Origin of the sequence: Legionella sp. PATHC039 (assembly GCF_026191275.1) — a bacterium.
Classification (GTDB): Bacteria; Pseudomonadota; Gammaproteobacteria; order Legionellales; family Legionellaceae; genus Legionella; species Legionella pneumophila.
Window position 1 is genome coordinate 3297292 of sequence record NZ_JAPHOP010000001.1, and the last position, 25836, is coordinate 3323127.

The window sequence follows — 25836 nt, forward strand, 5'->3', positions numbered from 1 at the left end:
CCTCTCGTAATCGACCAACTTCCTCACTTCATCCGGTCTGTAGCAGAAATTCAGATACTTTTTCAAGAACAAAAGCAGCTAATTGCGTCTTACTGCTTGAGGGTAAAAGGGAATTAAAAGGTGGTTTGCTTGGGGTGACATGATGTGTTGAATTAGATAATAACTTATTGAGCTCGTAAACTAATTCCATTCGTTTAGCGCCAAATTGGATATCATCATTGATTTTTCCAGCTTTGTTTCCATAAAACCCTTTAAGTTTATCTATATGTTGCGGTTTTACATATCGTGAAAAACAAGGTGCTGCTTCACAATATTCAGTTTTAACTTTCAAATAAACTTCATTAATAATTTGTAGATGAGCATGATCTTTAGGAAGAGCAGTAACTAGTTTATTAATTTTATCGAAAGGAGTGGATGCAAATAAATTTAAAAATAAATCCCTAACTTTTTCTTTTACCTCTTTTTCATCAGCCGAGTTGAATCTAGCTGGATCAAACACCTCAATTGCTGCAAGACGATAATTGTTTTTAAACAGAGCAAGTATCAGTTTGCCATTATCTCTATTTTTGAGTTTTCTGAAATCCCCACTCATATAAGCAGTTAACGTATCTTTTGAAGTAACTGTTCTTAAATTCCTAGTACGCTTTATTACCTCGTCATTGAGATCTAAGTTTTCCACAATGACAGCAATACATTTGTGGGCTTGTTTATTATAAAGTGAACCAATTTTAGAGAAAATTTCATCCAAACTCATATTTTTCACATTTGCTAACCAAATTTTACTAAATATTGCAGGACTGTCCTCATCTGCAGCTTTTGATTCCAACAATTCTATTGATTGAGAGACAAAAGGCCATTCTCGGAGTGATTGAAAAGACATAACGCAATCATTTTGCACTAGAGTTTGCATTAAATGCCAAAAAGAAGAGCTATCATACCCTTCCATAAATTCAAATCCAGGTGTTTTTGTATAATCGACTTGATTTTGTCCTAAAAACTTAAAAATAAGATCGAAACTTTTTTTAAAAGCAGGGCCATTTTCATCACGGAAACCTAATACAGAATAGCTGTATAGCATCGCATGAAGATTTTTTTTCAAAAACTCAACATAGTTAGGGAATGAATCTTTATTGATTTTTTTTTGAAAATCATCAATAACCTTATAGGTTGTCTCAGGATATTCCATCAACAAACGATGAAAAATATTCTCAGGTAATTTGTAAACATCAAGAGATAAACCTTGGTCCAAAAAAACATCTAAAATCTGAACTGCCTTGTCGAAGGAACTACGATGTTCATTAATTTTAGGAGCAATCAGAATATCCCTAATTAATTCTGCAAATTCGTTTATATCGCTAATTTTGTTGTTTTTTAAAAGATCTTTACAGTTTTCAACATCAAGATTCAGAATAGCAGAGTTAAGCAAGGGATTGGATGTGCTCAACATTATTTTTTCCAAGATTGTTTTTTAAAATAGTATAGTATAAAAATTTGAACAAAATGGTTTTGGACTTGTATTAAGTTTAGCCCGCTTTAAGTAGTTTTACAATTATATCTGATGAGTAATGCCTAGGTAAACGTTTATAAACATAGCCATAACGGTTGAGTGATATGACAATTTTATTGTCGCAAGCATCAACTCCTTTGATTGTTCTTAATTGACTTAAGCTACGGCACGCAAGTAAAGTCTACCACCAGCCTCATCGATATAATAATAGTTTGCTCTAGTCAATGCCAGTACGTCTGGAATAGATAAGAGTAACTCACAAGCGCCTTGATTACCTAGCCTCAGAGCCAGGCGAAGTAACTCATTCTCCTCTCCTGGATTAACTCCAATAGATGCTAGGACTTTTAAGCTTGGAATACTTAACAAAAAACGCATATCTTCAAGTAATGTTTCATCATTGCGACGGATTAAGTTACGTAACATATAAAAGCCTTGCAGGCACTCCGACTTTGTGACTAAATCAAAGAGATCTTCTGGGTTACTTTGTTTAAAGGCATCATGCATTTCTTTTAACCTGTTCACATGCCTCGCAATAAACGGATTGACGTACTTCTCTCCATATTCAAATTCATGCATTTCCGCATACCCGAGCATAGCTGGGCAATTGAGCAAAAAATTAATGACATTATGATGGCCTCTTCCAACTGCTGCCCAGCGAAAAGCATAGTAATTTTCTGACTGAATCATTGCTGTGGCTTCAGTTGGCGCCAATTCACATAAACAATTCAGCACATGCAGGTGTCCATTTTCTGCAGCCAGACGAAAGGCATGGTAATTTTCTGCCTGAATCATCGCCATGACTTCAGTTGGCGCCAACTCAAATAAACGATTTAGCACATGCAGATGGCCGTTTTCTGCGGCCAGACGAAAAGCATAGTAATTTTCTGCCTGAATCATTTTCACAATCTCATCAGGCATTAAAGAAAGAGATATTGTATCTAAGGCACTTGAGCAACCGGTTATTGCAGCAGCACAACAAATAACCTCGCTTTTTATTCCTTTCTTGTGAACATCACACCAGAATTGTTTGTCATTCCTGTCAAAATGGGCATAGTATAGACACAACAATTGCCGCATCTGTTCCATATTTTTTGTTCCCGGCAAAAAAACATGGATTGCTTCTCTATAAGATAAAGTCATCAGAGATAATTCGTACACACTGATATAATGCTGAAATAAATTTTCCCATAGGGTCCATGGTATTAATCGTAACAGCGGATCTTTTTCATAGTTTTCTACATTATGAATTATTAGATTAGACATAGAGCTAAACAGATAAAAAACAAACTAAATAATTATAAATTAATCACAATTCGGCTTTATGGTCGAAAGCGGACAATCTATGGTTAAAAGAGGACAATATGAAATATTTTAAACCTGAATCAATTAAACAGTTTATTTCCTTCGTGTTGTAATGTGTTGTTGTTTGTGTTTCTTTGTTTTGGATAAATAGTCTACAATTTTAATATGATGATTATAAATAAGTATTTCAGGTTGTTTCGTTTTTATAAGTGAGATGATCACAAAAAGGGGAGCTTGATTTTACTCCGGTAAAAACAATTCAGGAAGAACGGATTATTCTGAAAACAGGGGTTTATTATGTTATTTGGGCCTTAATTTTTCTTATTGTTGCAATTGTCGCAGGTTTATTTGGATATAGGGGCGTCGCATCAACCGAAACAGGGATAGCCAAAGTTCTGTTTTTCCTCTTTATAGTAATGTTTATTGTGCTTTTGGTCTTTAGTCTTTTAGACGGCACACCAGAGCCTGTTGTTATTGTAAAACCATAACTACATCATAAATGGTGTATTTTGTTGTTTTAATTGATAATCATGCTGGTTTTATGGAAAGAATTGAAACTGTCGTTGAAGTAGCTTGAGATAGACTCTATAATCCGGCTTGATCACACACTGACAGGATAAAAAATGAATGTGAATAGTGAAAACGCTCAACCAGGCGAAGCTGTAACCGCTGAAGATTATTCCAGGGCAATGAATTTTATAGGTCAGAATTTATTGTCATCATTAACTCAATCTGTGGAAAAGTTACCGCCACCGTTTCGTAATCGCAGGTTGGTTTGTCAGGCTTTGTCTGCATTTTTGACTAATGTTATTTATAAACAGTTTCCAGAGCAACCTGAGTCATGCCAACAAATGCTCGATGATATTACCAAGCATGTCAGTATGCAACTGGATAAAATTCCTCAACCATCAAAGTAAAACGTTAGTAATCTGTATCAGCTAATTTGGCCTTAGTTGAAATCAAATAAATCATGTGTTTCAGCTTGAATACCCTAATTACCAGGTAGCTTGGTTTAGCTTTGGCTTTGATTGCAGGATTTCTGTCGATCTCCCTAGCAAATCAATTCCAGAAAGAGTTGCTAGGAGACGAAGAAGACAGTCAGGCATTTTAATCCAGTTAACTTTGGTTAACTTTTTAGACCAACTGGAAAAATGATATTGATTGAATTCCCTGACTGCCATTGGACAGAACCGCCCCTGCCATTGGTTAAGGTATATGCCACAGCAAAGCGAGGTTCTGTTGGGTTATTGCCTATGTAACTGCAAGTGACTTGGCCTGTTGTGCTGTTGTAGCTGGTCGTTTCATTGTAATAATTTCCAAGTTGGGCTGGAACATCGTGGGCTAGTGAAATGGATTTAAAATAAATGGGATTGTTTTGTGATAAAATATTTTCCATCCCATAACCAGCAATGTAATCTCCAAAATTAGTGATGACATTTGGTCCTCCCTGGGTAGTAGGGCAATAGATATCTACAAACAGACCTACAGGGCTTGCCTTGATAACAGGTGAAAAAGTAATAGCGGTAAGCAATAACAATGAGTGTACATGATTGGATTTTTTCATCGAAACTCCCTTTTTCGGTTATTTTAAGTTGCTGTTTTGACCTGTTGTTCTGTTAGCCATTGCTTCAGATTAAAATCATCATATCCATGCTGTAAGCAAAGCCATACAGAGAAAAGGTACAAAGGTAATCATGTTGCACGACATTTTGATTGTCAATGCTCGTGAATCTATTCTTAACAAACAAATAGCCTTTAAGTGTTGTGTGACTTGCTTATGAAAGACAGTATTAACTTTTGCGCCAATGTAGGAATTATAAATCAAGAAGGCTATTAAGCATTTGGTTGCCTAATGCAGTTGCCTTGCCCCTTGCTTGGTTGATTAATATGACTACTCCCAGTTTTTTTGCAGGAGAAAAACCAATAAAGGTGCTAAATCCCTGATTTGCTCCATTTTTAGTGATCACAATGTGCCTCCCTCTTTTCACTCTTTGCCAACCTAATCCCATAACAAAATTTGGGATGACTTCAAAAAATGGTTGTTGGGCATACTGCATCGCAGAAAGTAATTCTGGTGGTGCGGTGCCAGGTTGAATTCCTAAATTTGCTTTTAAAAATACTAACATGTCAGCTGCAGAAGAGCGTAAAGCTCCTCCGCCTAGAAAATTGGCAGGTGTATAATAAGGTGCTGGCTTGTTTTTAGGCCGATAACCTTGAGCTTCATAGTTAGCCAGACTTTCTGGTACATTGAAAAAAGTATGGGACATTCCCAATGGCTTGGTAATATTCGATTTTAACAGATTAGGTAAAGTCTCGTTTGAGGCGTTTTCCAATACGTATCCCAAATACCCAAAACCAATATTGGAATATTTATAATGAGTTCCTATTTTTACTGGAGGACGCCATGTTTTAAGGCGGGCAAAGAAAGCCTGTATATTACCTTTATTAACACCAAATTGCTCCATTTGTTTGGGAAAGCTTGGTGTGTGCGTCGCCAGATGCACAATTTGAACCCTGTCAATTGGTAGTCCATTGGTTTTTGAAAATTCAGGCGTATATTGAACGGCATAATCTGTTACATTCAATTTTCCTTTCTGAACTTCCAAGGCTACAAGAGTGCTAATGAATACTTTGGTAATCGATGCCAATTCAAAAATAGTGTTTTTAGTGACTGGCTTCTTACTTTTCCGGTCAGCAAACCCAAAATTATAATAATAATCCTTTCCATTATAATAAATGGCAATAGCTAACCCGGGAGTCTGATGTGCATAAATAAATGGTTGAACCAGTTGATTAATTAGATTATCCGGCCTGGATGGTTGTGCCAAAAGAATTGGACTGCCAAACCATAAAATGGATGAAAAAAAGCATAAGCTAATGTATTTTGATTTCATGATTAATGTCTTTTTGGGAAAATATAATAATTATCTTTTCTTTATTTTGCATCATTAGGTCATGTTGCAGCGATTCTATCCTGGCTATGTAAGAGCTCCAGAGCAAAAACCGTATTTTAGTGCTGCAAATTGGTAACCACACTACTCTTGATTAATTATCGTTCTTTTTTAGAAAAGAGCCAAATAATTGCTTTGTAAATCAATACTGTTTTTTAAGCCTTGTAAGTATGTTTCTCTCTAGTGTTTTTTGTCTTTAACTATTTCCAAAAAACCGAATACAGATACTTTTCCTATAACTTACAATGAGTTACTATTAGACACCATGGCTATTCCTACTGTTTTTTGAACATTTATTTATAATTCTTGGCAGTTATCAATGGATTACCAATACATCAGACAAGGAAATCATGTGTTTGCTGTCATTACAATATTGACTATCGCCCGTAATAGAAAAGGAAGACGTTATTGTTCTTGATAATCAGCGACAATTTTTGCAAATACTTTCTGGATCACTAATTAAAGAGGTAGATAATGTGGATTTTTAAAGATATTACCGACCGCTATTATAAAAAAATTTTGGATAGCTACCAATTGCAGGCAGATGAAAAAACATATAAAGGCAAAGAAGCGGAATTATTAATTCAACGAAATGAGCTTGCCAGATGTTTGATTAAAACTATTTCATTAATGGAAGTTAAAACACAAGAGGATTATGCTAATTATTTTAAACGAGTCTCTGATGAGATTAACTCGGCATTACAAGCAGCCAAAAATGCTGTCAAAGAATATAATGAAGAACATAATACTGATTTCACAACAGATTTGTATGAAAGTTTTTTTACATACAGTTTAAGCAATTTTATTGAAGTCGTATCTGACCTGTTTCAAAAAAGTCCTTCTATTATTACTAATATCATGGATGAGTCATTGTTTTGCAATAGTAGAAGTGTACCCTGGGTGTATCAGTTTTCCTTTGTATTCTATGACTATATCCTTGATAAGGAATTTGAGTTTATAACCAATAAAAGCAGCAGAGATATTTTTGATGCAAAGAAACAGTTGGTTCTTAAATACATCCAAAAGGCAGCTGATCTTTATCCTCGCTATGAAAAAGAAGATTTCTCTGATTGCCATGAGATGGTGAATATCCTGTTACTCAGCATGCGTTCTGAAGAAAATAATTTACAAAAGCGTAGAAATCAGGATAGTAGTACAAGTTATATGTACTCTTATTTTACACAAACACTTTATAATGCTTCCGGGAAATTAATAGGGAAGGGGCAATTAGGGCAAAAAATAGATTTATTGATAGAAGAATTTAATGAAAGAGCAATCGATAAAACACCCTTGTATACTTAATTCTTTATTTTCCAAAGCAAGACAGAAAGTCACTGGATTAATAGTAAAAACACCAATTCAAGTTGATTTGTTAACTCAGTGACGCATTGGATTTAAACCTGTTAATTCGGTTTACTATTGGGAAGCGCCTTTTTATCTTCTAAAATAGTCATTAATCCTGAAATATCATCGCTTTTAATGAATTCGAGGATTCTTTTGGGATCATGCCCTTCAAAACTCCACTGCCCATAAAATCGGTCGTCAGAATGAAACGGCTTATTTCTGATTAGCTCTATAGAATGATGAAGATGCTTCAGGTTTTTCAATAGTAATATGAAGTCATGTTTATCGTAATTTTTTAAAGCTGCTTTAAAAACAAATATCAAAAAATGTCCGATTTCAATTTCGTTCAGTTTATCAATTAATGTTTTTATACAGGTATCTGTTGAACTGATTTCAACGAATGACATGCGGATAGAATTTAATATACCACTAATGCCGGAAACAGGGCATAAATTTTGCCAGTTTTGAATTAGTATAGGATATAAACCTGTAAATAGTTTAATTTTTAATTCGGGGCTATCCTGATTTAATGTTTTGACTAAAGGGGATGGAACCCCAAAAAATGCCATTGAAAATGTCAGCCCACTATTATTATTCTTTTCGCAAATGATGGTATCTTTTTCTAACTTGATTTCAGGTTGTTCTGTTCCTGAACCTTCGTTGGGGCATTTCAGTTGAGGTGGGAGCAAGTTGTCACACAACTCACATAAATAATGTTTATACCCTTTTTCTAAATATTGTGAGCAGGAAATGGCTTGCTTTATTTTTTTTAAAAGTTCAAAGTGGCTGTGTAGGACACAATAATCCAATAACTCTTCGGGTTTTTGAAATTTTTCATGCAAGCATTCATTATGTCTGATATTTCCATAATCATCCATACAAAACTCATGGAGATCCAGATAGGTCTTGGCAGCTGTTCGTCCTGATTCGACCAGGGCTTTTTTTGTATCTTGACTAATTGCGAGATTGGTCAAAGCAATAGTTGGCGTTTTAATTAAAATACTTTGATGGGCATGTCGCCTCAGTATTTGAAGATCCTCATGCCAGTTTTCAGTAACCTTTGGATGTCCTGTAATTAATGAGTAGAATGTGTTGCTTAGCCATGACCATTTAGGTATTGGGTTCTGGCTATATAGAGCGTTCTCTTCAAGCCCATTATCAAACTGCAGAGCAAGTACACTGAAGTCAACATCATCCTTGTGTTTCAAAAAGGTTGTTTTATGCCCTTTTTCTGAAAAACAATGGGCAGGTAAATTATTGCTGATTCCTCCATCGCTGTATACGTTTCCTTGATAGCAGATACGCTCAAAGGCAATAGGTAAATTTGCGGAAATAATAATGGCATCGGCGAGTGCCATAGATGGTGTTGTATCAATGGAAAACACTTCATGTTTTTGGGTACTCAAATTTGTTCCAGTAATAAATAGTTTTTCTCCTAATTCACATTCAGGGCATATTTCTTTTATTCTGGCTAAGGTTTGAAATGTTATATTCTCGGGGCAGCTGTATATATTTTCTTCTAAAAAATTTTGAAATTGTGCAAATCGTGTTTTGAATTTTTCATCGGATATAATATCCATTACTTTTTTTAAAATAACATAATTTGCTGCTTGACGCATTAATTTTGCCGAGCTAAGCCCCCCCTTATTAAATATTTGTTTTATGTTATTGAAATTAAAAATGAGTGGGCTATCAAGGAGTTTATCTTCATTAAACCAGGAAATAATTTGTTTTATTTCGGAGCAATTATAACCAAGATAAGCAAAGGCAGCGACCATTGCACCGGCTGAGCTTCCGGAAAATTCAGTGAACTGTAATCCATGCCCGGTTAACTCATCCAGGGCACTTATATGTGCCAATATTCTTGAGCCGCCGCCACTGAAAACAATACGATATGGGATGGGAGCTTGTTCAGTGACAGAGATACTAAAATCATAGGAGTCAAAAGTAATATTAAAGGTGTCAGAGATGAACCATGTTTCTTTTGTCTGTAGTGGTGTAGACGATTTGGAATCTTTTAATTTCTCCTGCTGAGAAACTTCTTGCTTTGTTTTCATACCGATAATCCCTTATATAAAACAAATTCTAAGTTATTTTTTACGATTCTTTTGCTACAGCCATCACAATCTATCGAGTATTTAAAACGATTTTGTCACAAGGTTTTTGTATTGAGAGTTCTCTCCTTTTTTAAATTATTGATGTTTCAGTTATTGGGTATTTTAAATCAAATTGAGTAGGTTAAGATCTTATGGATCAATAATTAACATAAATGGTCTTTGAGCAGACGTCAACTTGTTTCAACAATTATTCGAAATGAAAATTTGAGTTACTGGACAACTTATATATAGGAGTGATCTAAAGGGCTTTTTTTTAAAAAACACTCATTTAGTATTGTAATTACAAAGAGACAAGGATGATAGCAAAGAGCAAAACGGACATGAATAGAATACATATGGGAACAAATAAAGAGTTCCCAGGCAAATTACACCTCAAACCGTCAAAATCATGTGAAACTGATGATTCCAATTTTCAGGTTGAGTTTTTATTGGATGTCATACAAAAACTTTCTCTTGCAAAAGATCTGGAAACAATCATGATCATTGTACGTAAGGCCGTCCGTACATTGATTGAAGCTGACGGTTCGACCTTTGTATTGCGTGATGGCAATCAAAACATATTAGCTTCGTATCTTATTCAATCTATTCAGGCTATGCGGTTATTTATCTAATGAATTTGCAATAGTAACTCTTATCAAAATTTATTCGCCTCATTTTCAATATTTGTTGTGTAGAGATTCTTCCTTTTCCTCATATTGGATTTGTGTGTCTCTAAACAGGCCTAAATGAACAAGAGAGTTGATACCTTCGGGTGTTATAGACGCAGTTGATCTTTGAAGCTGGCGGTTATTTACTTGTTCACCACTTTTTTTCTATTATGTTTTTTGATATGCAAATGTGACTTCCAGATGACTATAATGCTTTCTTTTTATTAAGAGAATATTAATAGTTAACAATAGATGAATTAATTTTTCTTACTGGATGATTTTGGGATTATTTTGTAAAAGAGGGCATCAGAGATCCTGGCTTTTCCTTGCTCGCACAATGTGTGTTTTTTCTATTGGCCAGATTTTAAGCAATAGCGCCAGGACAATTTAATGATTCGTTATAACAAAAGGTAGAAATTGGTACGCATGGTAGTCATTGCACTTTGGCACTGGACTGCTTTAAGCAATAAGCATGGGTGTAGCACTATTTAATTGTGAATGTTCGTAATTTTCTTTTTTGAAGAAAGATAGGGATGATGCTTTCGAGGCAGGCTCTATTCTGTGGTGACTGATTAATTCGCCTGCTAAATAAGGCTTTGGATTTTTACCATTAGCATAACATATCTCGGGATAGCGAATATCATTCTCAGGACTTTGCATTGCTCTAAATTCAGAAAGAGGATAGGCTTTCTCAGCCCAGGGATCGCAAATTACAGCATCCTCTCCCCAGGTCGAAATATCATTGGGATCAGAACCACTAACGCGCCCAATCACTATCAGGCAGTGCTCTCCTATTGATGTTTGACAATAATCAATCGGTGCAACTCCTCGAGATTGCAGGTAACAAAATGCTGTTTGTGCTTGCTCACCGCAGTTGCCGAATCCGTATTTTAAGAGTGCCGCATGGGTTAATTTGGAGATGATGTCAAATCCTGCTTTGCCATTATGTGAATGAGCATAGACGACTGCTAGTGCATGAACTTCCTTCCTTAAGAGAATAATTCTTCCTGGCTCCCAATTTAGCTTCTTTGAATCTTCCTCGGTATTGGAACCATAAACTAGTTTGGATTTTACATATTTTATTGCGCTTAAGGCTTCATTCAGATTTTTGGTGAGCATTAAAAAATCTCATAGGGTAAAACAAGATAATTATATTATCAAATAATTATCAATTTGTTAATATTTCGATTAAATAGGTTTCTTTTTTCATTGGTGAGATTTTATTTTTTGGAAATTCAAGCGATTGCGAAGGTCATGTAACGGAAAGCGTTTTGCTGGTTAAAAAACAGTGAGATTTATTATTAGCAAATTTTTTGTTTAACAGATGAATATAACTCCACATATTATATTGGAGTTTAATCTATCTATTATTTTTCACACTCGATCATTGTTGATCTGGTTATTTTATTAAAGTCATAGTTGTAAAAAATTTGTAACAAATTGTTTTTGAAGAGTTAATTTTGTCTTAATATTATTCATTTATAATGTCGTCAGTTTTAACAATAAAGGTGTTGAGCGCATGAAACCAACAAGTGAAAAAAGCAAAGAAATTCGTAAAAAATATAAAGCTCCTGGTGCTTCTGATGAGCAACTGGCTAATTCTATCAAGGTAGCTTCTGAGTTCGAGTATAAAAACAGCAGCACTTTCGGTTGGGGTGGTGTATATATGGTTGATCGCTTTCAATCAATCATCACAGGTCGTGCAATCACTAACAACACACAAAGGTTATTGGATGCTCAAGCACTTGAAGAAGAAGCTTCTAAAGCAAACTTAAAACAATAACGCTTTTATCTTGGGGCAAGTCTTTCATTTTTCTTGTGTCTTATAGTCAAAAGCACATTTATCAGGGGTCAGGTCTTTCATTTTTCTTCAATCTATGAATATGAATAGCCCAAAAACAAGATCTGAGCCCATATCTTCCCTACTCATCCCATAGTTTAGTAGTTATACTCCAAGAGGAGTACTCTCTTTAATCTATTCAATATAGTTCTATAATTCTTTTCTATAGTATATAGTTCATTTTAAGTGGTAACATAGGCTATGCTTTAGTAGGCTGCTTATGTGATTTTTTTAAAAAACTAAAGGAATAGTGATTAAATGTATCGGGCCAAATTGAGTGCAAGATTTTTTATTGGGTTACTGGTATTGTTGATGTTCAATACAGGGAATGCCCAATCTTTATGGTTAACTTTGCCACCAACTCCCACTTTACCCAATTCAGAAAGGAGTGGTTATGCGTCTGTTAATGGGATAAAAATTTGGTATGCTGTATTTGGTCAGGGGCAACCCCTAATTCTCCTTCATGGCGGGCTTGCTAATTCTGACTACTGGGGAAAACAAGTTCCAGTTCTGGCCAAAAAATTTCAAGTTATTGTGATGGATAGTCGCGGCCATGGTCGTAGTACACATGATTCTAAACCATACAGTTATGATTTAATGGCCTCGGATGTTATTTCGTTAATGGATTTTCTGAAAATTAAAAAAGCTGCAATTGTCGGCTGGAGTGATGGGGCAATAGTAGGACTGAATATAGCAATAAATCACCCGGAACGATTAATAAAGCTGTTTGCTTTTGGTTCAAATTCAAATCCTCAGGGAGTCAAATCTTCTGCAGGCGCTGTTTTCAATGAGTTTGCATTAGTTCGCAGCAAGAAGGAATATCAAAAGCTCTCGCCTACACCAACAAAATATGAGGAATTTTTATCTCAAATTAAAAAAATGTGGGAAACACAGCCGAATTTTACGAAAACCCAGCTTAATTCAATCAAAATCCCTACATGGATAGTAGATGGTGACCATGATGAAGTAATAAAGCGTGAAAATACGGAATTCATAGCAGCTCAAATACCGAATGCTGGTTTACTCATTCTGCCAACAGTTAGTCATTTTGCATTTCTTCAAGATCCTACTCTTTTTAATAGTGTTGTTATGCATTTTCTTAAGCAGAAATCGGAATGAATTTGCTCAAGTTGCATAGATACCTGTAATAAAGAGGAGAAAAGGTTCTGCCCTTTTGCTGCACAGGGTAGTTTGCTCAATTTAGTTTAATGTTCCAAAGAAGAAACATTTTTTAATTGGCTATATGCAAAGGCTTTCTCGGAAAACCAATAAGCATAATCCTGAATTTCAGGCGTCAGAAACGCTTTAAAATCCCACCCAATTTTTTCATCAGGGTTGAATGGTCCTAATTCGATGTTTTTGATTTGGGCAAGGCCTCTAATCATCCATTCAACAATCGCAGAATTACCACGTCCAACAGGTTGCATACGAGCCAGTATATAAGCAATTCTTCCTGCATTTTCTAAAAACTGATCGATCCCATTAGAAGTTTCCCAGGCCTGGCATGCTTGAAAGTAAGGCTCAATCAATTCAAATTGCACTTTGAAATAGCTGGATTCGCTCGTATAGTTTTCAGCAAAAGGAGTGGGGCAGTGATCAATGACAATTGAGGTTCTGTTGTCATTTTTCCCATAATCATTGAAGGTTATCGTCAATACCATGTCATTTTCAATAAATGGTTTGTTTGAATCCAAATTTTTTTTGTGCACTTGTTCTATTTCATCAGGCTTCATCTTGAATGTTATGGTGTAAATAGAAAAACCTTCTGCTTCTCTATGGTTTTTCTTAACCTCAATAAAAGGATTAGGTTGACTAATTAACAAGGAGAGGTGCTCATAAATTTTATCCTTTTGAGAAGGGATATCTTTACTGAGATTGAAATCATCGATTGAGGCAAACCCTGGCTTATTAAATAAACCAAATTGATGTCTTAGAGGTCCATGTTTTAAAAGCTTGGCTACCTCGCGTCTTTTACTGGCTAAAAAGGCATAGGCACAACCTACTTGGGTTAATAATGCCTCTTCCGGGCAGCGAATGTCTTCGCGTACTTTGGGTTTTTTCTTGGGAAACTCAGGTAATAAAGCACAGAATTCGTTGATGATTTCTTCACTGTATTTTAACCAAAGGCATTGTTTTGAGCTGTCAAAATCTTTTAAGCGGTCAATAGATGAAGCCATGTGATTTGCAGTATCGGCATTAATACCAGGTGGTTTTGAAAATAACAAATGGGTATTGGTACTGACAGTATTTTGTTCATTCGCCTTGCCTTTGGTAAGGTTATTTTGCTCATCTTTTCTTTTCATAATACCCGTAGAAGTTGTTGTGTACTATTAAGTATAGCAAGCATAATTTCGGAATGTGATATGCTAGATAAGTATTAATAAGCAACAGTATTTTTAAATTTTACCAACCTTAATTTGGTATTTAGTTCCTATTATTTGATCACGCAATGAAATATATGCAGTCTCCCAACTCTATTTTTAATATCATATTAGAACAAGATTATTGATTATATCAAAAATGAATGCATTGGCTTTACCTGCATCATTTTTAGCCAAATATGGTGCCGAGCTGATTCCCCTAGATCAGTCATTTACCCTGGATACTGTTGATAAGTCGTCAAAGGTTGGGTTTTTTTAAAGAGTCATCTCCAAAGGTAACTACTGAAGTTCGGCGTTGTTCAGATGCTGAGCAGGATGTTCATGAATTCGGATTAGTGCCTTATTTAACTAAATAGCATCATTTTATCCTCATCTCATAAAGGTTCGGACTGTAATCCCTGGTCTGAACCAAAAGTTGCTGTGAATGTTTGGGAATGGTTTATTTAAAGAAATCAGGAATAATCTGTTTGCCTAATATGGATCCAAAACGATAGCCACTTTGATGATAATCATGCCCAAGCCATACCAGTTGATCAATCTCATTAGTAGGTTTAGGGGCATTGCCGAGAGTGACAATGTAAGTACGCATCACCAGCCATTTTTCCTCATAGATGGCCTTGTCTTCAAATTGCTTATAAAACTGAAATGATATGATATCGGAGTCAAGTTCTTCTTTGATTTCTCGACGCAGAGTCTCTTCATCGCTTTCATTTTCCTCCATAACACCACCTGGAACAATGAGTTCCATAGGTGGTTTTCCTTTTTTATGTACAGCAAGTAACTGATTTTTTTCATTAAAAATAAGTGCGCCAATTTTAAATATAGTCTTTAATGTGCTCATTGAGAGATCACTCCAGAAACATGGGTTAGTACGTCAAAAGCAGGGTTACTGATCACGTCTTGGGATATAAAAGTTTGTTTACATAGTAAGCAAACCCTGTGATTATGCGCAGAAACAGCCAAAATCCCCCGATCAAACTGTTCCGCACCACAATGAGGACAATACACGGTTGTCAGTACTAATGCCAAATTTGGCAATGCCAATTGGATTTGCAGAACTCTAATCATTTCAATATCCAGTTTGTGACCATCTAAAGAAACACTTCCATAAGTATTATCTATAATCCTTTTGCCATTTTCATTGTAAGCATGAATATGGATAGCGCTTTCTTCCAGTCTTTTAGCAGTCCAAATAATTGATGGATTAGAGCCCCAAATTTGAATGCCACCACTGTATTTATCAGGATCAATTGCAATGCTACGATTGGGGATAACTGCAGGTCTTTTAACTTGGTCATCTCCTATCAATTCTTTAAGTAACATAATTGGATTGCTGATGCAGTCTAAAGTTGTAGTCGTGATTTCGCCACAATGATTACATTGATGCTGGCGTGATGGCCTGACCGCAGCGTAGCCAACGGAAGTAATCAACTGAGAGCAGTGCTGACATGTTAATGATGTAATTTTGATATCAAAAATGGCGGACATGCTGAAATGAACAGCAGCTTCCTCTGTAATTGTAAAAATACGATATCCGGAAATAACTGTGACATGGTCATAGGTTGCGTCTATCACTTTTTTAGATGAATCAGCAAGACGCGCGTGAACATGGATGCCTCGATCAAACCCCTGGTTTGAAGTATCAAAAAGAGCGGGTAAAGCACCCCAAATTGCAACCCCTCCCGGGTAGTCATCAAGGTTGAGAGTTAGATTTTCAGTATAAGAGGGTGTTTGAATTAATGTCGTCGCCATAGGATACCTCGTATTAAAAACGAAAGTATCCCTCGACCAAAATTATGTCTTTATACCCAGCACCGGAGGAATCGAGACTTGCTGAAGACCATAACTTTTTAGGCAAAGTCATTGTATCGCTCCTGCTAATTCATGACAAGTATCGGTGTCGGAATCATTTCTTGGTATTTGAAAGGGGTGAATAATAAGCATCATATAATCAACCTACATGAAATAAAAAAACTCCTGGGTGTGTTCAATATTTTCTAAATGTATTACTATATTCCAATTTCTTTTGCCTATTGTTTGGGATGATTTATGTTTGGTGAATTATTTGCAAGTTCAATCGTGTTGGGTGTTCGTTATTATTCCAATCAGGCTTATCAGGCGGTGGCAGGTCTTTTGGGGCAAATAGAACGATTTGGTATTGGCTATACCAGAGAATTTATTCGTGATCCTAAATCGATGATCCAGTCATTAACCTCTAAAGCACGAAGCAGTGAAACAGGATATAGCGTTGTCAGTTTGGGATATTTGGGGGGAAACTACGCCGTCATTACACCAAAGTCTCAATCTCAACTGACTGAATTATTGAATCAATTTGACCAGGAGAAATCTGGTCGAAGAGGGCATGCTTCGTTTAAATTTTTTTCTGGTAATGATTTTTTTATTATTTCAGATACTGGACATGCTGCTCTTTCATCGCGGAAGAACCTGTCCCGTTTTCTTGTGCCCTCAAGGCTGGTTAATCCCACTATTACAGAAGTAGAAAAACGTGTCGATTGTGATGCAGATATCCAACTTCGACATACAATCTGTGGAATTGTTCGCGCAGTGATGGTGGAAAATATGCTGGGCATCAAGCAATTACCAGACAATACTTACGATGTGATGGCATCTTATAGAAATGATGTCAAGCGATGGGGGGCATTTCCTTTTCCAGAGTTACTCAATTTTATGCCGAGTTTGAGACAAAAACGGGATGTTTATCGAGCTTTTTCAAAAAGTATTCTAGAGCAAGAGTTTGAAAAACTGGTTGAAGTTCTTCACGCTGATCCTAATCCAGGAAACACTAATTTAATTGCAGCTTCTGTGGTTAGTTTATTTAAAGATGAAAACCCGACTCTTTCCAATGAAGAATTGCTCTCTGCCTTAAGGTCTTTATCCATTGAAGACATTAGAAAATATTTTGAAAATCCTATAGTGCAATCACTTCCGATGATACTAAAAGCAGCAGACAATCTCACTGACGCAATTGTTCTTTGTCTGGAGCAAATCGCATCAGATCCTGATAAATTTGCGATGCTTCGCGATGAAATGGACAGATCGCATTTGGTCATAGAAGAAGGGATAGATGTAAGGGCTCTTAAAACTTTACCTGTATTAGATGCCTTTTATAAGGAATCAGTGCGATTTGATGCGCCCGTTGCAGTGCCAAGATATACTCAAAATGGCTATTCATCGAATTCAATGACCATACCACCCAATACCATGATGATATTTGATTTGCATGCTTTAGCTAAAGGTGAACAATACTGGACTAATCCTGAAGATTTTGACCCTACCCGTTTCTTACAGCAGGAGAAAGAACAAATTACTGAAGAAGGGGGGATGAACAGTAACCATAAAAATCATACCGTAGGTCAGTTCCCCTTTATTCCCTTTTCAGTAGGACTGCGCAATTGCCCGGCATTTGCAGTGACCGAATCCTTATTTAAAGTAACGATTGCCAAGTTTGTTTCAGATTACCAACTTCAATTGGTTAAAAAAGATGAGGAGGATTCAACATTACACATTACTTCCAGAGATAAATCTTTTGGACTAATGCAATAACACTGGAAAGAACAGTAGGTTGATACCAGGTAATGAGGTCTATTTGACAGCGTTACCTGGTTCGGTAAGTGGCATTGTAACCCCTCTCAAAATACACCCTGTCTTGATAATTAATTATCCATATTGTATATTTTTAAATTTCTTATACTAATATAAGAAGAGAACAATTGCCGAGAGGATCGAATGGCGATTCCCTTTAAACGTATTAATTTAAATCTCATACTACATCTGGATGCTTTACTAAGCGAGAAAAGTGTCAGTGCCGCTGCAGAGAAAGTGTTTGTCAGTCAACCGGCAATGAGTTCTTCTTTAAAACAACTGAGAGAACTGTTTAAAGACCCACTATTAATTCCTGGTAAAGGGGAATATTTTCTCTCTCCAAAAGCCAAAGAGTTACAGCCACAATTAGAACAAGTAATGTTTTTCATAAGAAATATTCTGCAACCGAATGAGCGATTTGATCCCTTTCAAACCAAAAGAGCATTTAAAATCGCTTTACCTGATTACGTTGAATTAATTTTGTTGCCATCCCTGATGGCGGCGCTTGAAAAACTGCCTCATATTGTTATTGAAACAACGATTCAGTCAATGGCTGATGATCCACATCTGTTTATCGATGAGAATGTAGACCTGGCCATAGGAGCTATTAATGAAAATTCTCTATCCGCGCAACTCAAAGTTGAAAAACTGTATGAGGAGGAAATTATTTGTTTTGCAAGCAAAAACAATCCACTCATAAACAGGCCATTGTCTTTGGAAGATTACATAAGCAATAAACATATCGCATTTAGTTTTAATCAGGAGCGATATAGCCACTCGGCTGAATATTTATATAAAAGAAAGCTAGTACGTAATGACATGCTTTTTGTAAAAAATATCTTGCCCGCAATTTTTGCTGTAGCCAATTCCGATGCGGTGATTTCCACAGCTCCAAGTTTTTTGATAAATATGTTTGCCAGTCAGTTTAATCTGGGAATGCAACCTTTACCTTTCAATCTGGAACCAACTCCTATTTATCTGGTGACCCATAGCAAGAGTCAGTACGATGAGGGAGTTTCCTGGTTAGCCAAACTGGTCAGTTCAAGCATTAAAAGTCCATCCTGAAGTATAGGTCTCGATTGAGGAAATATCTGATTTTTCTGTCTCCTTCTTTATCTCAACCGGCTCATCCTGAATAGAAGTATCAGGAGAGCTATCCGAGCTACCTGAGGATGATTTAATACCCAGTCGAGTAGTTTTTCCGCCTAATTCAGCGAGGTTTCTGGCAAAACCCCATTTTGAAAAAAAGTAATTGGCAGCCTGTTCCATTTGCATGGTCTTCGGAATAATTTGTTCAGCGAGAATATGTCCATTATGGGAGTTAGCGAAAAATACCACGGCATTTTTCTTATCCTTATCCTGTAAATCGATCACTACCCACGCTCTGTAATCATTCATATCGCCTGAATGATAGGCTGTGATAACTCTTCCTTCATCATTGGTTTGTAGTCCCCAGCCTAAGCCCCATGCAACATGTTGCAGAATAGTATCAGGTATATTGCCCTTGGTTATTCCGATTGCTCCTGCCTGTCCCTTGTCTTTTGTCATGTAAGCGTGTGGAACAAAGGGATTCTCAATCGTGCTGTCATGGATTAAATGCTTGACGAAATTGGCATAATCACATGCTGTAGTGCGTAGAGAATTGGCTGCGCAGGCCTTGAGCCCATAAGTGCTATGAATCATACCGCATGGTTCAAACACATGTTTTTGGGCCAGCGTTTCAAGATCTGAGCCAGTCAGTTTTTCAATTACTTGTTGTAAATAAATAATTCCAACGTTCGAATACCCATGTTCCTTTTCTTCAGAATTGGGCAGGAATTGAAATTTCATTTCCCCATGAGCCAGTCCAGTCGTATGCGATAACACCATCCTGGTAGTTAGTATTTTGGAATGAGCAACGATAGATTCATCAGACAGGTCAAATTTTATTCCGTCAATATTGAATTCTTCCAGGGGGATAATATGGAAAAGTGGGGTATCCAAATCAAAATGCTTTAATTTTTCAGGTAAAATGGATTGATCAAAACCTGCTTCAGATTGATTTTTTGCATTGGGTTGTATCAATTTTTGTACTAAATAAGCAAATACCGGTTTGCTTAGGGACGCTGCGCCAAAAACGGTTTCAGGCTTCACTTCGGTTGGTGGCATGCGACCTGTTAGAGTTGCAATGAATTCATGTTCATTGCTATCGGCTAATTGATAAGTTTCGGTGCATTTTGCATGCAACATTTCATAGGCTATTTTATTTGCCTCTGTTAACGCAATTTTCTGAACCATTTTTGCTGCCTGGTCAACATAATAAAGTTCCTTGTTAAATGCAATGACTGTGTTTTTAGTTCCGATACCTAATTCATTTTTAGATCCAAGAATCAACTCTTGAAATGGGCACTGGGCGGGATCTGTTGACATTTTGACAAGGCCACATCCATCTGTAAACCCTATCTCCTGGGTGGAAATGATTCCTTGATTATTGATATAAGCAATGGATACACCCGGGATCTGGGCTTTTTTCATGGTATCTTTTAAAAGAAGTTCTTCTATTTTCATATAAGACATAAGTTCGCTCAAAAAAATAATTTAACCAAAATTATACTTTGGGTATTAACTTGTTCGATTTACTCAAAAATTTTTTTCGCAAAAATATCGTAAAAACTCGTTAATACCCCAGTTTTTTCTGCATTCCTACAACATAATGCAGACGATTAATTAACTCTTACTTCATCGCTTTTTTAACTTATTCACAAAAGCAATAGAAGGAAGCTTCAATATCATCAATCAGAGGGGTTTGCAGGTTTGAATGCTTTCCTTTAACTCTTGAGGGATATTCAAATCTTCAATGTTTGTTTGATGTTTTTGGGTGAAAAGAATACATTGGTTTAATAAGGATGGAGCATCTGCTTTTCCAGACAGTTCTCTGATGAGGTTAGCGATTGTGATGGACTGTGATGGGTGAATTTCTTTGCCATTCTTATCAATCAAGATAATTTTTTGTACATTGGGGAATACAGAACCTAGTGCCTGACGTTTTTCTTTGGACATGCTCTTGACAGTATCATAGCATAAATAAACAGTTTGCAGATACTTTAATGAGTTCTTAAGGAGTACCAAATTTTCAAGGGATAGTCTTTGCAAGTAATTAAGGTACAAATTAAGTGAAACCACATGATTAGGGATAGAAGAAAAGACATGTGTTAATTCGGTACAGCTTTTTAGGCCTAAGAGATTCGCTTTTAAATCCAGTGAGGTCACCCTGACAGGAATGGCAGCGAAGGCTTGTGCTAATCCCGAACTACTTATACTGTTTAAACCATTCCAACTTAAATCCAACGAAGTGACGCTGGCAGGGATGGCAGCAAAAGCTTGCGCTAACTCTGCATCGCTTTTACTATTTAAACCATTCCAACTTAAACTCAATGAAGTCACACTGGCAGGAATGGCAGCAAGGAGTTGTGCCAACTCCGCACCGCTTTTGCTGCCTAAGTAATTTGCACGCAAATTCAATAAAGTGATGTTGATAGGGATAGTTGCCAGGATTTGTACTAATTCATCATTGCTTTTATGGCCTAAATAATTTCCTCTCAAATTCAGCGAAGTGACGCTGGCAGGTATATTAGCAAAGGCTTGCATTAATTCAGCCGTGCTTATACTTTTTAGGTTATTCCAACTCAAATCAAGGGAAGTGATGCCAGGAGGGATGGAGGTGAATTCTTGTACCAGGTTGCTGCCTTTGGGTAATATTAGCTTGTAATGCATTATGAAAATCTCCAAAATGATAGATTTTGTATTAATCATAATGTTCATAGTACAAACTGAATGGTTGCTATTAAAATCGATTGTTTGTATATTGTGTATACAAATTTCTTATAGGCTTGGGATTAAATTGCATTTGTATTATTGAAACAACAGGTTAGAAATGGATGGTTTATAAATCGATATTTCCTGTTTGACACAATGCGCCAAACAGGCTTCAATGCCTTTCATTCATTTACAAGACGAATAGAATATGATGCCCCCAAGGCTATCAATCAGAGAGGATTGAAAGATAGAATGCTTTCCTTTAACTCTTGAGGGATATTCAAATCTTCAATGTTTGTTTGATGTTTTTCGGTGAAAAGAATACATTGGTTTAACAAGGATGGAGCATCTGCCTTTCCAGACGGTCCTCTAATTAGGCTAGCGATTGTGATGGACTGTGATGGGTGAATTTCTTTGCCACAGGACTTACAAAAAACTCATCAAAACCGATGTATTTTGTAGCTCATTGATTAGATAATTTTTAAGTAGATTCTTTTTAATTTGGTAGACAGTTTCATCTCTAGATGTTCAGGCATCCCTTTAAGTCTAATGAATTTACCTTGGCTTAACTCCACCTCGCGCGATTCCAAGTTGCGTAGTGGTTAGTAAGCATCGTCAAAGCCCTTAAGCTTGGCTAATCAATTTTTTCTCATAGGGCAATAAAATATTTTTTTATGGTCGTTGATAAGTTACATCAGCATGCTGGTGGCATACCAGGTATCCATTAAAGACTTGCATTAATTCAACACTGTTTATCCTGTTGAAAATCCAGTTAGAGATTGAAAGAGCACGAAGGAAGACTTGAGCAGCCGACCCGCTCAAGTATTAAAGGTTATTTCAGATAGATAGTTCTATTTTACAAGCAGCCTTTTCTAGTCTAAATATTAATTACCAAGGATTAATATTGAACAGCCATGAGAAAATGGATTATCAGTTTGCTGCTGTTAATAATCATCGTCTTATGCTCATACCCTATCATTGGCATGATGGCCTTAAGCACGGTGAAAAAAAACGTCGATAACATACCGAAGAGTCTCTTCCTGACTTGGCAATTAAAAGATAATCAAAGTGGATGGTTCTGCTCGACTGCAGTTTTGAATTTACTTGTTGATTTGCCAGCCCAGGAAAATAAAGACGTTCAGGGTAATATTAAAATTCAGCCAGCACTTCATTTGAGCATGGATTTTCCTATGATTGTGCGCCATGGTCCTTTCATCATGACCAATAATGGCTTGCGTTTTGGACTAGCATGGGTCACCACGAAACCGGAAACTCATTATGGAGCTTTGATTAATTACTTAAATCAAACTGCTGTCAATTATAGTTTGCCCTCGATTAATATGAAGGGTACGAATAACGGTGATCAAGGCAAATTCGTTTTTGTCTGGCAAGGCTTAAGTGCAAGCCTCAAAGTCAATCCCAGGATTGATAAGGCCTCTGGCCATGTGACTATGTACGGCATGAGTACTCAGGTTCAAGAAACCGATGTAAGGATTGGGAAAGTCAAGGTCAATTTTGCATTGAATCGCTACATGGACGATTTATGGCTTGGTGATTCATCTATCATGCTGTCTTCTATTTCAACTGTCACTAATTCACAGCCAGTGTTTGACTTGCAAAATCTGGGTATGGATGCATGGGCTGGAGTCAACAACAATTTACTGGATTTTAATTTGCAATTATCCCTGAATAAATTTGTTATGAACAATAACAGCTATGGTCCTGGCCAGTTAAAAATAGAGGTTAAGAATTTGGATCCTCAAGCGATGGCGAAGCTTAATCAATTGAACTATGACTATCCTTCCAATCAAATCGCGATCCTGGCTGAAATGTTTAACCTGCTTTCCAAAGGCGCGACCCTCAATCTGAATCAGGAGCTGGATACGCCACAGGGGCATTTGTCCAGTTCGTTGAACCTGGCTCTAACCAAGAGTTCATTCAGCAATCCTGAGGATCTTTTGCAAAATCTGAAAGGCAATGGTCAGTTTAAAGCGCCAATCAAACTGGTCAAGCAGCTGTTATTTGAATCAATCAAATCAAAAACAGCCACACCAGCAGCGGATATGTCTCAATCTCAGGCTACAGAGCCGCTGGTTGATGTGGATGCCGAAGCCCATAAACAAACGGAAGAACTCTTGCAAAAATTGGTGAGTAAAGGCATTTTAAAGGTTGAAGGCGATTACTATCAGGCATCTTTTACTCTGGAAAACACCAAATTTACAGTGAATGGGCAGCCATTTGATCCAGCGTTATTGAATTAGATTAGCGGTTGGGCAGTTTGCTCAACCTGCACTGATGAGATGATCTTCTATGTCAATCACAAGCAAATCCAGGCGATGAAAACTGTGGTAGAATACCCACTCAGTTTTTGACTACAGCATAGTGAATCATGATTATCCGCAAACCTGACTTATGGAAATCAATTTGGCATACCTCCGATGTGAGTCGTCATGGCATTGATAAGGGATTCAAAGAGCCAAGTCATGAGTGTTTTTAAATTTCAACCTCTGGGCATCAAGGATTTAAATCAACTGTATCAATGGTTTCAGGAGCCAATTATTAATCATTGGTATGCGAGAGACAAAAGCTGGTCACTGGATGAAATCACAGAAAAATACGAACCAAGAATTGCAGGTATGGAGCATGTTCCAAGTTTCATTGTGCATAAAGATGGCTTGCCTTTCGGGTTCGTCCAGTTTTATTTGCTCACAGACTCTTTACCCGATGGAATTGATGGTTATGAGAGCCTTCTTTTTGAAAAATATAATCCCAGGGATTTAGCTGGAATCGATTTGTTTATTGCTGAAAGCGAGGGACGAGGTAGAGGATTAGGGGTGAAACTCATTAATCGCTTTATTGATAAGTTTCTTACACGTTTCAAAGCTGTTGTTGTTGACCCCGATGTTAACAATCAACAAGCCATTCGTTGCTACAAAAAAGCGGGCTTTCAGCAAACAGGTTTCAGCCAGGATCCCAATCATCTCATCATGATAAAACCCTTGTCATTGATTACAGGGAATTGATTATGAGCCTATTGAAAATAGAACGTTGTTTTGGCAATTTACCAAGGGTTTTAAATGATAAAATCATTTCGTGTCACAATTTTTTTATTTCTTGTAAGTGGTTTGATTCTCGCACGAGACATTCATGCTTTTCCCTCTAGATTGGAATCCAATCAGGATAAATTGGTTTATTTTCAGTTAGAAGCCGAAACGTTTTATTCTCCAAAACCCGTGGCTATTGAAGGACAATTTTATCTCACCTATGAGGTTTTTCTTGCCAATGTGGGTGATTATCTCTTCTCTTTAGAAAACGTTGAAGTATTAAATGGCAGAAAACCTTATAAAGTTCTTTTTTCCTATAACCAGGAAGAGCTGCAAAAGATGATATATTCTTTTAGTGGTCATTCTAATCATTTAACATCAGATTTGACATTAAGACCAGGTGAGCGTGGTTTGTTATTTTTTATGGTGAAATTCGATAGTCTTGATGAAATCCCTGAAAAAATAATGCATCGGTTTCATCTTTATTCATCGAAAACCAAAATATCCGAAGAGGGTGTCAGGTATTCCTTTCTGGCTGCTCCCGCTTATGTAAAAATTACTAAGCCCCTGGTGATTGCCTACCCTTTGGATGGAAAGCATTGGATGGCAATTAATGGCCCATCCAATCATTCCATACACCGCCGCGCAAGGGTTGCCGCCCATGGCATTGTGTATTACCCCGAACGATACGCCATTGATTTCATGCAGTTTGGAGCTGATGGTCATATCTATAAAGAAAATCCCAACAAAAAAGAAAACTATTACAGTTATGGGGCCAATGTTTACTCGGTTGCGGATGGTGAGGTAGTCGCAGTTTACGATGGTGTTCCTGATAATACTCCGCCTGGACGTGATTATCCTGTTACGCTGAGTAATATGGCTGGCAATCACGTGATTATTAAAATAGGAAAACACCAATATGCTCTCTATGCACACTTAATTCCCTATAGTATTAAGGTCACTAAGGGGGAGTTGGTTCGTAAGAATCAATTGCTTGCAAAATTGGGTAATTCAGGCAATTCTGACGCACCGCATTTGCATTTTCATGTTATTGATAAACCATCTCCTTTAATTGGCCAAGGGATACCCTATGCATTTGAACATTTTTTTACAGAAGAATATCAATTTGCCGGCGATGAGTGGGAATCTCCTATTGTCTATGAGGGGAGATTAACAGAACATCATCATGAGCTGGTTCATGAAAATGCTTTAATGAATTTTGAAGAAAAATAATCGAATATTAGACGATAAAAATAGAGTATTTTAGGAAGACGCTTCTATACATGAAGTATTAAATGGGTCCTT

The 25836-nt window shown here is 36.8% G+C and carries 22 protein-coding genes and 1 pseudogene; 11 read left to right on the top strand and 12 right to left on the bottom strand.

Annotated elements, in window-relative coordinates:
* Positions 1-28: 28 nt before the first annotated feature.
* Together OQI99_RS15030 and OQI99_RS15035 are read right to left on the bottom strand one after the other, a co-directional pair.
* Positions 29-1459 carry a hypothetical protein gene (locus OQI99_RS15030; RefSeq protein WP_265732300.1) on the bottom strand — a complete coding sequence of 477 codons (1431 nt, stop codon included), beginning with the start codon at positions 1457-1459 and terminating at the stop codon, positions 29-31.
* A 204-nt stretch (positions 1460-1663) separates the two neighbouring features.
* Complete coding sequence (locus tag OQI99_RS15035; protein WP_265732301.1) at positions 1664-2770, bottom strand: hypothetical protein; 1107 nt, start codon at positions 2768-2770, stop codon at positions 1664-1666.
* Positions 2771-3111: 341 nt separating this feature from the next.
* Between OQI99_RS15035 and OQI99_RS15040 the strand changes: the two genes are divergently transcribed.
* Entirely contained in the window at positions 3112-3297 is a 186-nt protein-coding gene (locus tag OQI99_RS15040; RefSeq protein WP_265732382.1) for a DUF1328 domain-containing protein, read from the top strand.
* A gap of 135 nt (positions 3298-3432) precedes the next feature.
* Entirely contained in the window at positions 3433-3726 is a 294-nt protein-coding gene (locus tag OQI99_RS15045; RefSeq protein WP_265732302.1) for a hypothetical protein, read from the top strand.
* Positions 3727-3935: 209 nt separating this feature from the next.
* Here the strand turns inward: OQI99_RS15045 and OQI99_RS15050 are convergent, their stop codons facing one another.
* Both OQI99_RS15050 and OQI99_RS15055 read right to left on the bottom strand, forming a co-directional pair.
* Entirely contained in the window at positions 3936-4373 is a 438-nt protein-coding gene (locus OQI99_RS15050; RefSeq protein ID WP_265732303.1) for a hypothetical protein, read from the bottom strand.
* 250 nt (positions 4374-4623) lie between these two features.
* On the bottom strand, positions 4624-5703 hold the full coding sequence (locus OQI99_RS15055; RefSeq protein ID WP_265732304.1) for a beta-lactamase: 1080 nt from the start codon (positions 5701-5703) through the stop codon (positions 4624-4626).
* Positions 5704-6234: 531 nt separating this feature from the next.
* Between OQI99_RS15055 and lem24 the strand changes: the two genes are divergently transcribed.
* Positions 6235-7062, top strand: a complete 828-nt coding sequence (gene lem24, locus OQI99_RS15060) for a Dot/Icm T4SS effector Lem24 (protein WP_265732305.1) — start codon at positions 6235-6237, stop codon at positions 7060-7062.
* Between the two features lie 101 nt (positions 7063-7163).
* Here the strand turns inward: lem24 and vpdA are convergent, their stop codons facing one another.
* Positions 7164-9161, bottom strand: a complete 1998-nt coding sequence (vpdA, locus tag OQI99_RS15065) for a Dot/Icm type IV secretion system effector VdpA (protein WP_265732306.1) — start codon at positions 9159-9161, stop codon at positions 7164-7166.
* Positions 9162-9541: 380 nt separating this feature from the next.
* Here vpdA and OQI99_RS15070 point away from each other — a divergent pair, with 380 nt between their 5' ends.
* Positions 9542-9832, top strand: a complete 291-nt coding sequence (locus OQI99_RS15070; RefSeq protein WP_265732307.1) for a hypothetical protein — start codon at positions 9542-9544, stop codon at positions 9830-9832.
* 45 nt (positions 9833-9877) lie between these two features.
* Here OQI99_RS15070 and OQI99_RS15075 read toward each other — a convergent pair.
* Positions 9878-10033 (bottom strand): annotated as a pseudogene (locus OQI99_RS15075) (type IV secretion protein Dot); the annotation flags it as partial.
* A gap of 294 nt (positions 10034-10327) precedes the next feature.
* Positions 10328-10987 carry a hypothetical protein gene (locus OQI99_RS15080; protein ID WP_061513268.1) on the bottom strand — a complete coding sequence of 220 codons (660 nt, stop codon included), beginning with the start codon at positions 10985-10987 and terminating at the stop codon, positions 10328-10330.
* A gap of 358 nt (positions 10988-11345) precedes the next feature.
* Here OQI99_RS15080 and OQI99_RS15085 point away from each other — a divergent pair, with 358 nt between their 5' ends.
* A complete protein-coding gene (locus OQI99_RS15085; RefSeq protein ID WP_265732383.1) occupies positions 11346-11651 on the top strand; it encodes a lpg2407 family Dot/Icm T4SS effector in 306 nt (101 codons plus the stop codon).
* Between the two features lie 315 nt (positions 11652-11966).
* Positions 11967-12827, top strand: a complete 861-nt coding sequence (locus OQI99_RS15090; RefSeq protein WP_265732308.1) for an alpha/beta fold hydrolase — start codon at positions 11967-11969, stop codon at positions 12825-12827.
* Between the two features lie 86 nt (positions 12828-12913).
* Here the strand turns inward: OQI99_RS15090 and lem23 are convergent, their stop codons facing one another.
* The 3 genes from lem23 to OQI99_RS15105 all read right to left on the bottom strand — a co-directional run bounded on the left by lem23 (position 12914) and on the right by OQI99_RS15105 (position 15841).
* A complete protein-coding gene (gene lem23 / locus OQI99_RS15095) occupies positions 12914-14011 on the bottom strand; it encodes a Dot/Icm T4SS effector Lem23 (protein WP_265732309.1) in 1098 nt (365 codons plus the stop codon).
* Positions 14012-14528: 517 nt separating this feature from the next.
* A complete protein-coding gene (locus tag OQI99_RS15100; RefSeq protein ID WP_265732310.1) occupies positions 14529-14930 on the bottom strand; it encodes an NUDIX domain-containing protein in 402 nt (133 codons plus the stop codon).
* The gene (locus OQI99_RS15105; RefSeq protein WP_265732311.1) at positions 14927-15841 is read right to left on the bottom strand and encodes a hypothetical protein; all 915 of its coding nucleotides are present in this window, start codon (positions 15839-15841) and stop codon (positions 14927-14929) included. The genes OQI99_RS15100 and OQI99_RS15105 overlap by 4 nt, the downstream gene beginning before the upstream one ends.
* Positions 15842-16138: 297 nt before the next feature.
* Here OQI99_RS15105 and OQI99_RS15110 point away from each other — a divergent pair, with 297 nt between their 5' ends.
* Positions 16139-17653, top strand: coding sequence for a cytochrome P450 (locus OQI99_RS15110; RefSeq protein WP_061513950.1), 1515 nt, complete (start codon positions 16139-16141; stop codon positions 17651-17653).
* A gap of 183 nt (positions 17654-17836) precedes the next feature.
* Positions 17837-18757 carry a LysR family transcriptional regulator LelA gene (lelA, locus tag OQI99_RS15115; RefSeq protein WP_061513949.1) on the top strand — a complete coding sequence of 307 codons (921 nt, stop codon included), beginning with the start codon at positions 17837-17839 and terminating at the stop codon, positions 18755-18757.
* Here the strand turns inward: lelA and OQI99_RS15120 are convergent.
* Together OQI99_RS15120 and OQI99_RS15125 are read right to left on the bottom strand one after the other, a co-directional pair.
* Positions 18734-20248 carry a serine hydrolase domain-containing protein gene (locus OQI99_RS15120; protein ID WP_265732312.1) on the bottom strand — a complete coding sequence of 505 codons (1515 nt, stop codon included), beginning with the start codon at positions 20246-20248 and terminating at the stop codon, positions 18734-18736. The genes lelA and OQI99_RS15120 overlap by 24 nt on opposite strands.
* Before the next feature lie 219 nt (positions 20249-20467).
* Complete coding sequence (locus tag OQI99_RS15125) at positions 20468-21445, bottom strand: hypothetical protein (protein ID WP_265732313.1); 978 nt, start codon at positions 21443-21445, stop codon at positions 20468-20470.
* Between the two features lie 956 nt (positions 21446-22401).
* On the opposite strand from OQI99_RS15125, the gene OQI99_RS15135 reads away from it, so the two are divergent.
* The 3 genes from OQI99_RS15135 (at position 22402) to OQI99_RS15145 (ending at position 25764) form a co-directional block, all read left to right on the top strand.
* On the top strand, positions 22402-23748 hold the full coding sequence (locus tag OQI99_RS15135; protein ID WP_265732314.1) for a YdgA family protein: 1347 nt from the start codon (positions 22402-22404) through the stop codon (positions 23746-23748).
* A 189-nt stretch (positions 23749-23937) separates the two neighbouring features.
* Positions 23938-24510: a GNAT family N-acetyltransferase gene (locus OQI99_RS15140; RefSeq protein WP_322783706.1), complete on the top strand. Its 573-nt coding sequence runs from the start codon at positions 23938-23940 to the stop codon at positions 24508-24510.
* Positions 24511-24564: 54 nt separating this feature from the next.
* On the top strand, positions 24565-25764 hold the full coding sequence (locus tag OQI99_RS15145; protein ID WP_265732316.1) for a M23 family metallopeptidase: 1200 nt from the start codon (positions 24565-24567) through the stop codon (positions 25762-25764).
* Positions 25765-25836: the final 72 nt, after the last annotated feature.

Coding starts and splice junctions, on each gene's coding strand:
- OQI99_RS15035 (WP_265732301.1), bottom strand. CDS start 2,770: ATGTCTAATCTAATAATTCATAATGTAGAAAACTATGAAAAAGATCCG.
- OQI99_RS15045 (WP_265732302.1), top strand. CDS start 3,433: ATGAATGTGAATAGTGAAAACGCTCAACCAGGCGAAGCTGTAACCGCT.
- OQI99_RS15050 (WP_265732303.1), bottom strand. CDS start 4,373: ATGAAAAAATCCAATCATGTACACTCATTGTTATTGCTTACCGCTATT.
- OQI99_RS15055 (WP_265732304.1), bottom strand. CDS start 5,703: ATGAAATCAAAATACATTAGCTTATGCTTTTTTTCATCCATTTTATGG.
- lem24 (WP_265732305.1), top strand. CDS start 6,235: ATGTGGATTTTTAAAGATATTACCGACCGCTATTATAAAAAAATTTTG.
- vpdA (WP_265732306.1), bottom strand. CDS start 9,161: ATGAAAACAAAGCAAGAAGTTTCTCAGCAGGAGAAATTAAAAGATTCC.
- OQI99_RS15070 (WP_265732307.1), top strand. CDS start 9,542: ATGAATAGAATACATATGGGAACAAATAAAGAGTTCCCAGGCAAATTA.
- OQI99_RS15080 (WP_061513268.1), bottom strand. CDS start 10,987: ATGCTCACCAAAAATCTGAATGAAGCCTTAAGCGCAATAAAATATGTA.
- OQI99_RS15090 (WP_265732308.1), top strand. CDS start 11,967: ATGTATCGGGCCAAATTGAGTGCAAGATTTTTTATTGGGTTACTGGTA.
- lem23 (WP_265732309.1), bottom strand. CDS start 14,011: ATGAAAAGAAAAGATGAGCAAAATAACCTTACCAAAGGCAAGGCGAAT.
- OQI99_RS15100 (WP_265732310.1), bottom strand. CDS start 14,930: ATGAGCACATTAAAGACTATATTTAAAATTGGCGCACTTATTTTTAAT.
- OQI99_RS15105 (WP_265732311.1), bottom strand. CDS start 15,841: ATGGCGACGACATTAATTCAAACACCCTCTTATACTGAAAATCTAACT.
- OQI99_RS15110 (WP_061513950.1), top strand. CDS start 16,139: ATGTTTGGTGAATTATTTGCAAGTTCAATCGTGTTGGGTGTTCGTTAT.
- lelA (WP_061513949.1), top strand. CDS start 17,837: ATGGCGATTCCCTTTAAACGTATTAATTTAAATCTCATACTACATCTG.
- OQI99_RS15120 (WP_265732312.1), bottom strand. CDS start 20,248: ATGTCTTATATGAAAATAGAAGAACTTCTTTTAAAAGATACCATGAAA.
- OQI99_RS15125 (WP_265732313.1), bottom strand. CDS start 21,445: ATGCATTACAAGCTAATATTACCCAAAGGCAGCAACCTGGTACAAGAA.
- OQI99_RS15135 (WP_265732314.1), top strand. CDS start 22,402: ATGAGAAAATGGATTATCAGTTTGCTGCTGTTAATAATCATCGTCTTA.
- OQI99_RS15140 (WP_322783706.1), top strand. CDS start 23,938: ATGGCATTGATAAGGGATTCAAAGAGCCAAGTCATGAGTGTTTTTAAA.
- OQI99_RS15145 (WP_265732316.1), top strand. CDS start 24,565: ATGATAAAATCATTTCGTGTCACAATTTTTTTATTTCTTGTAAGTGGT.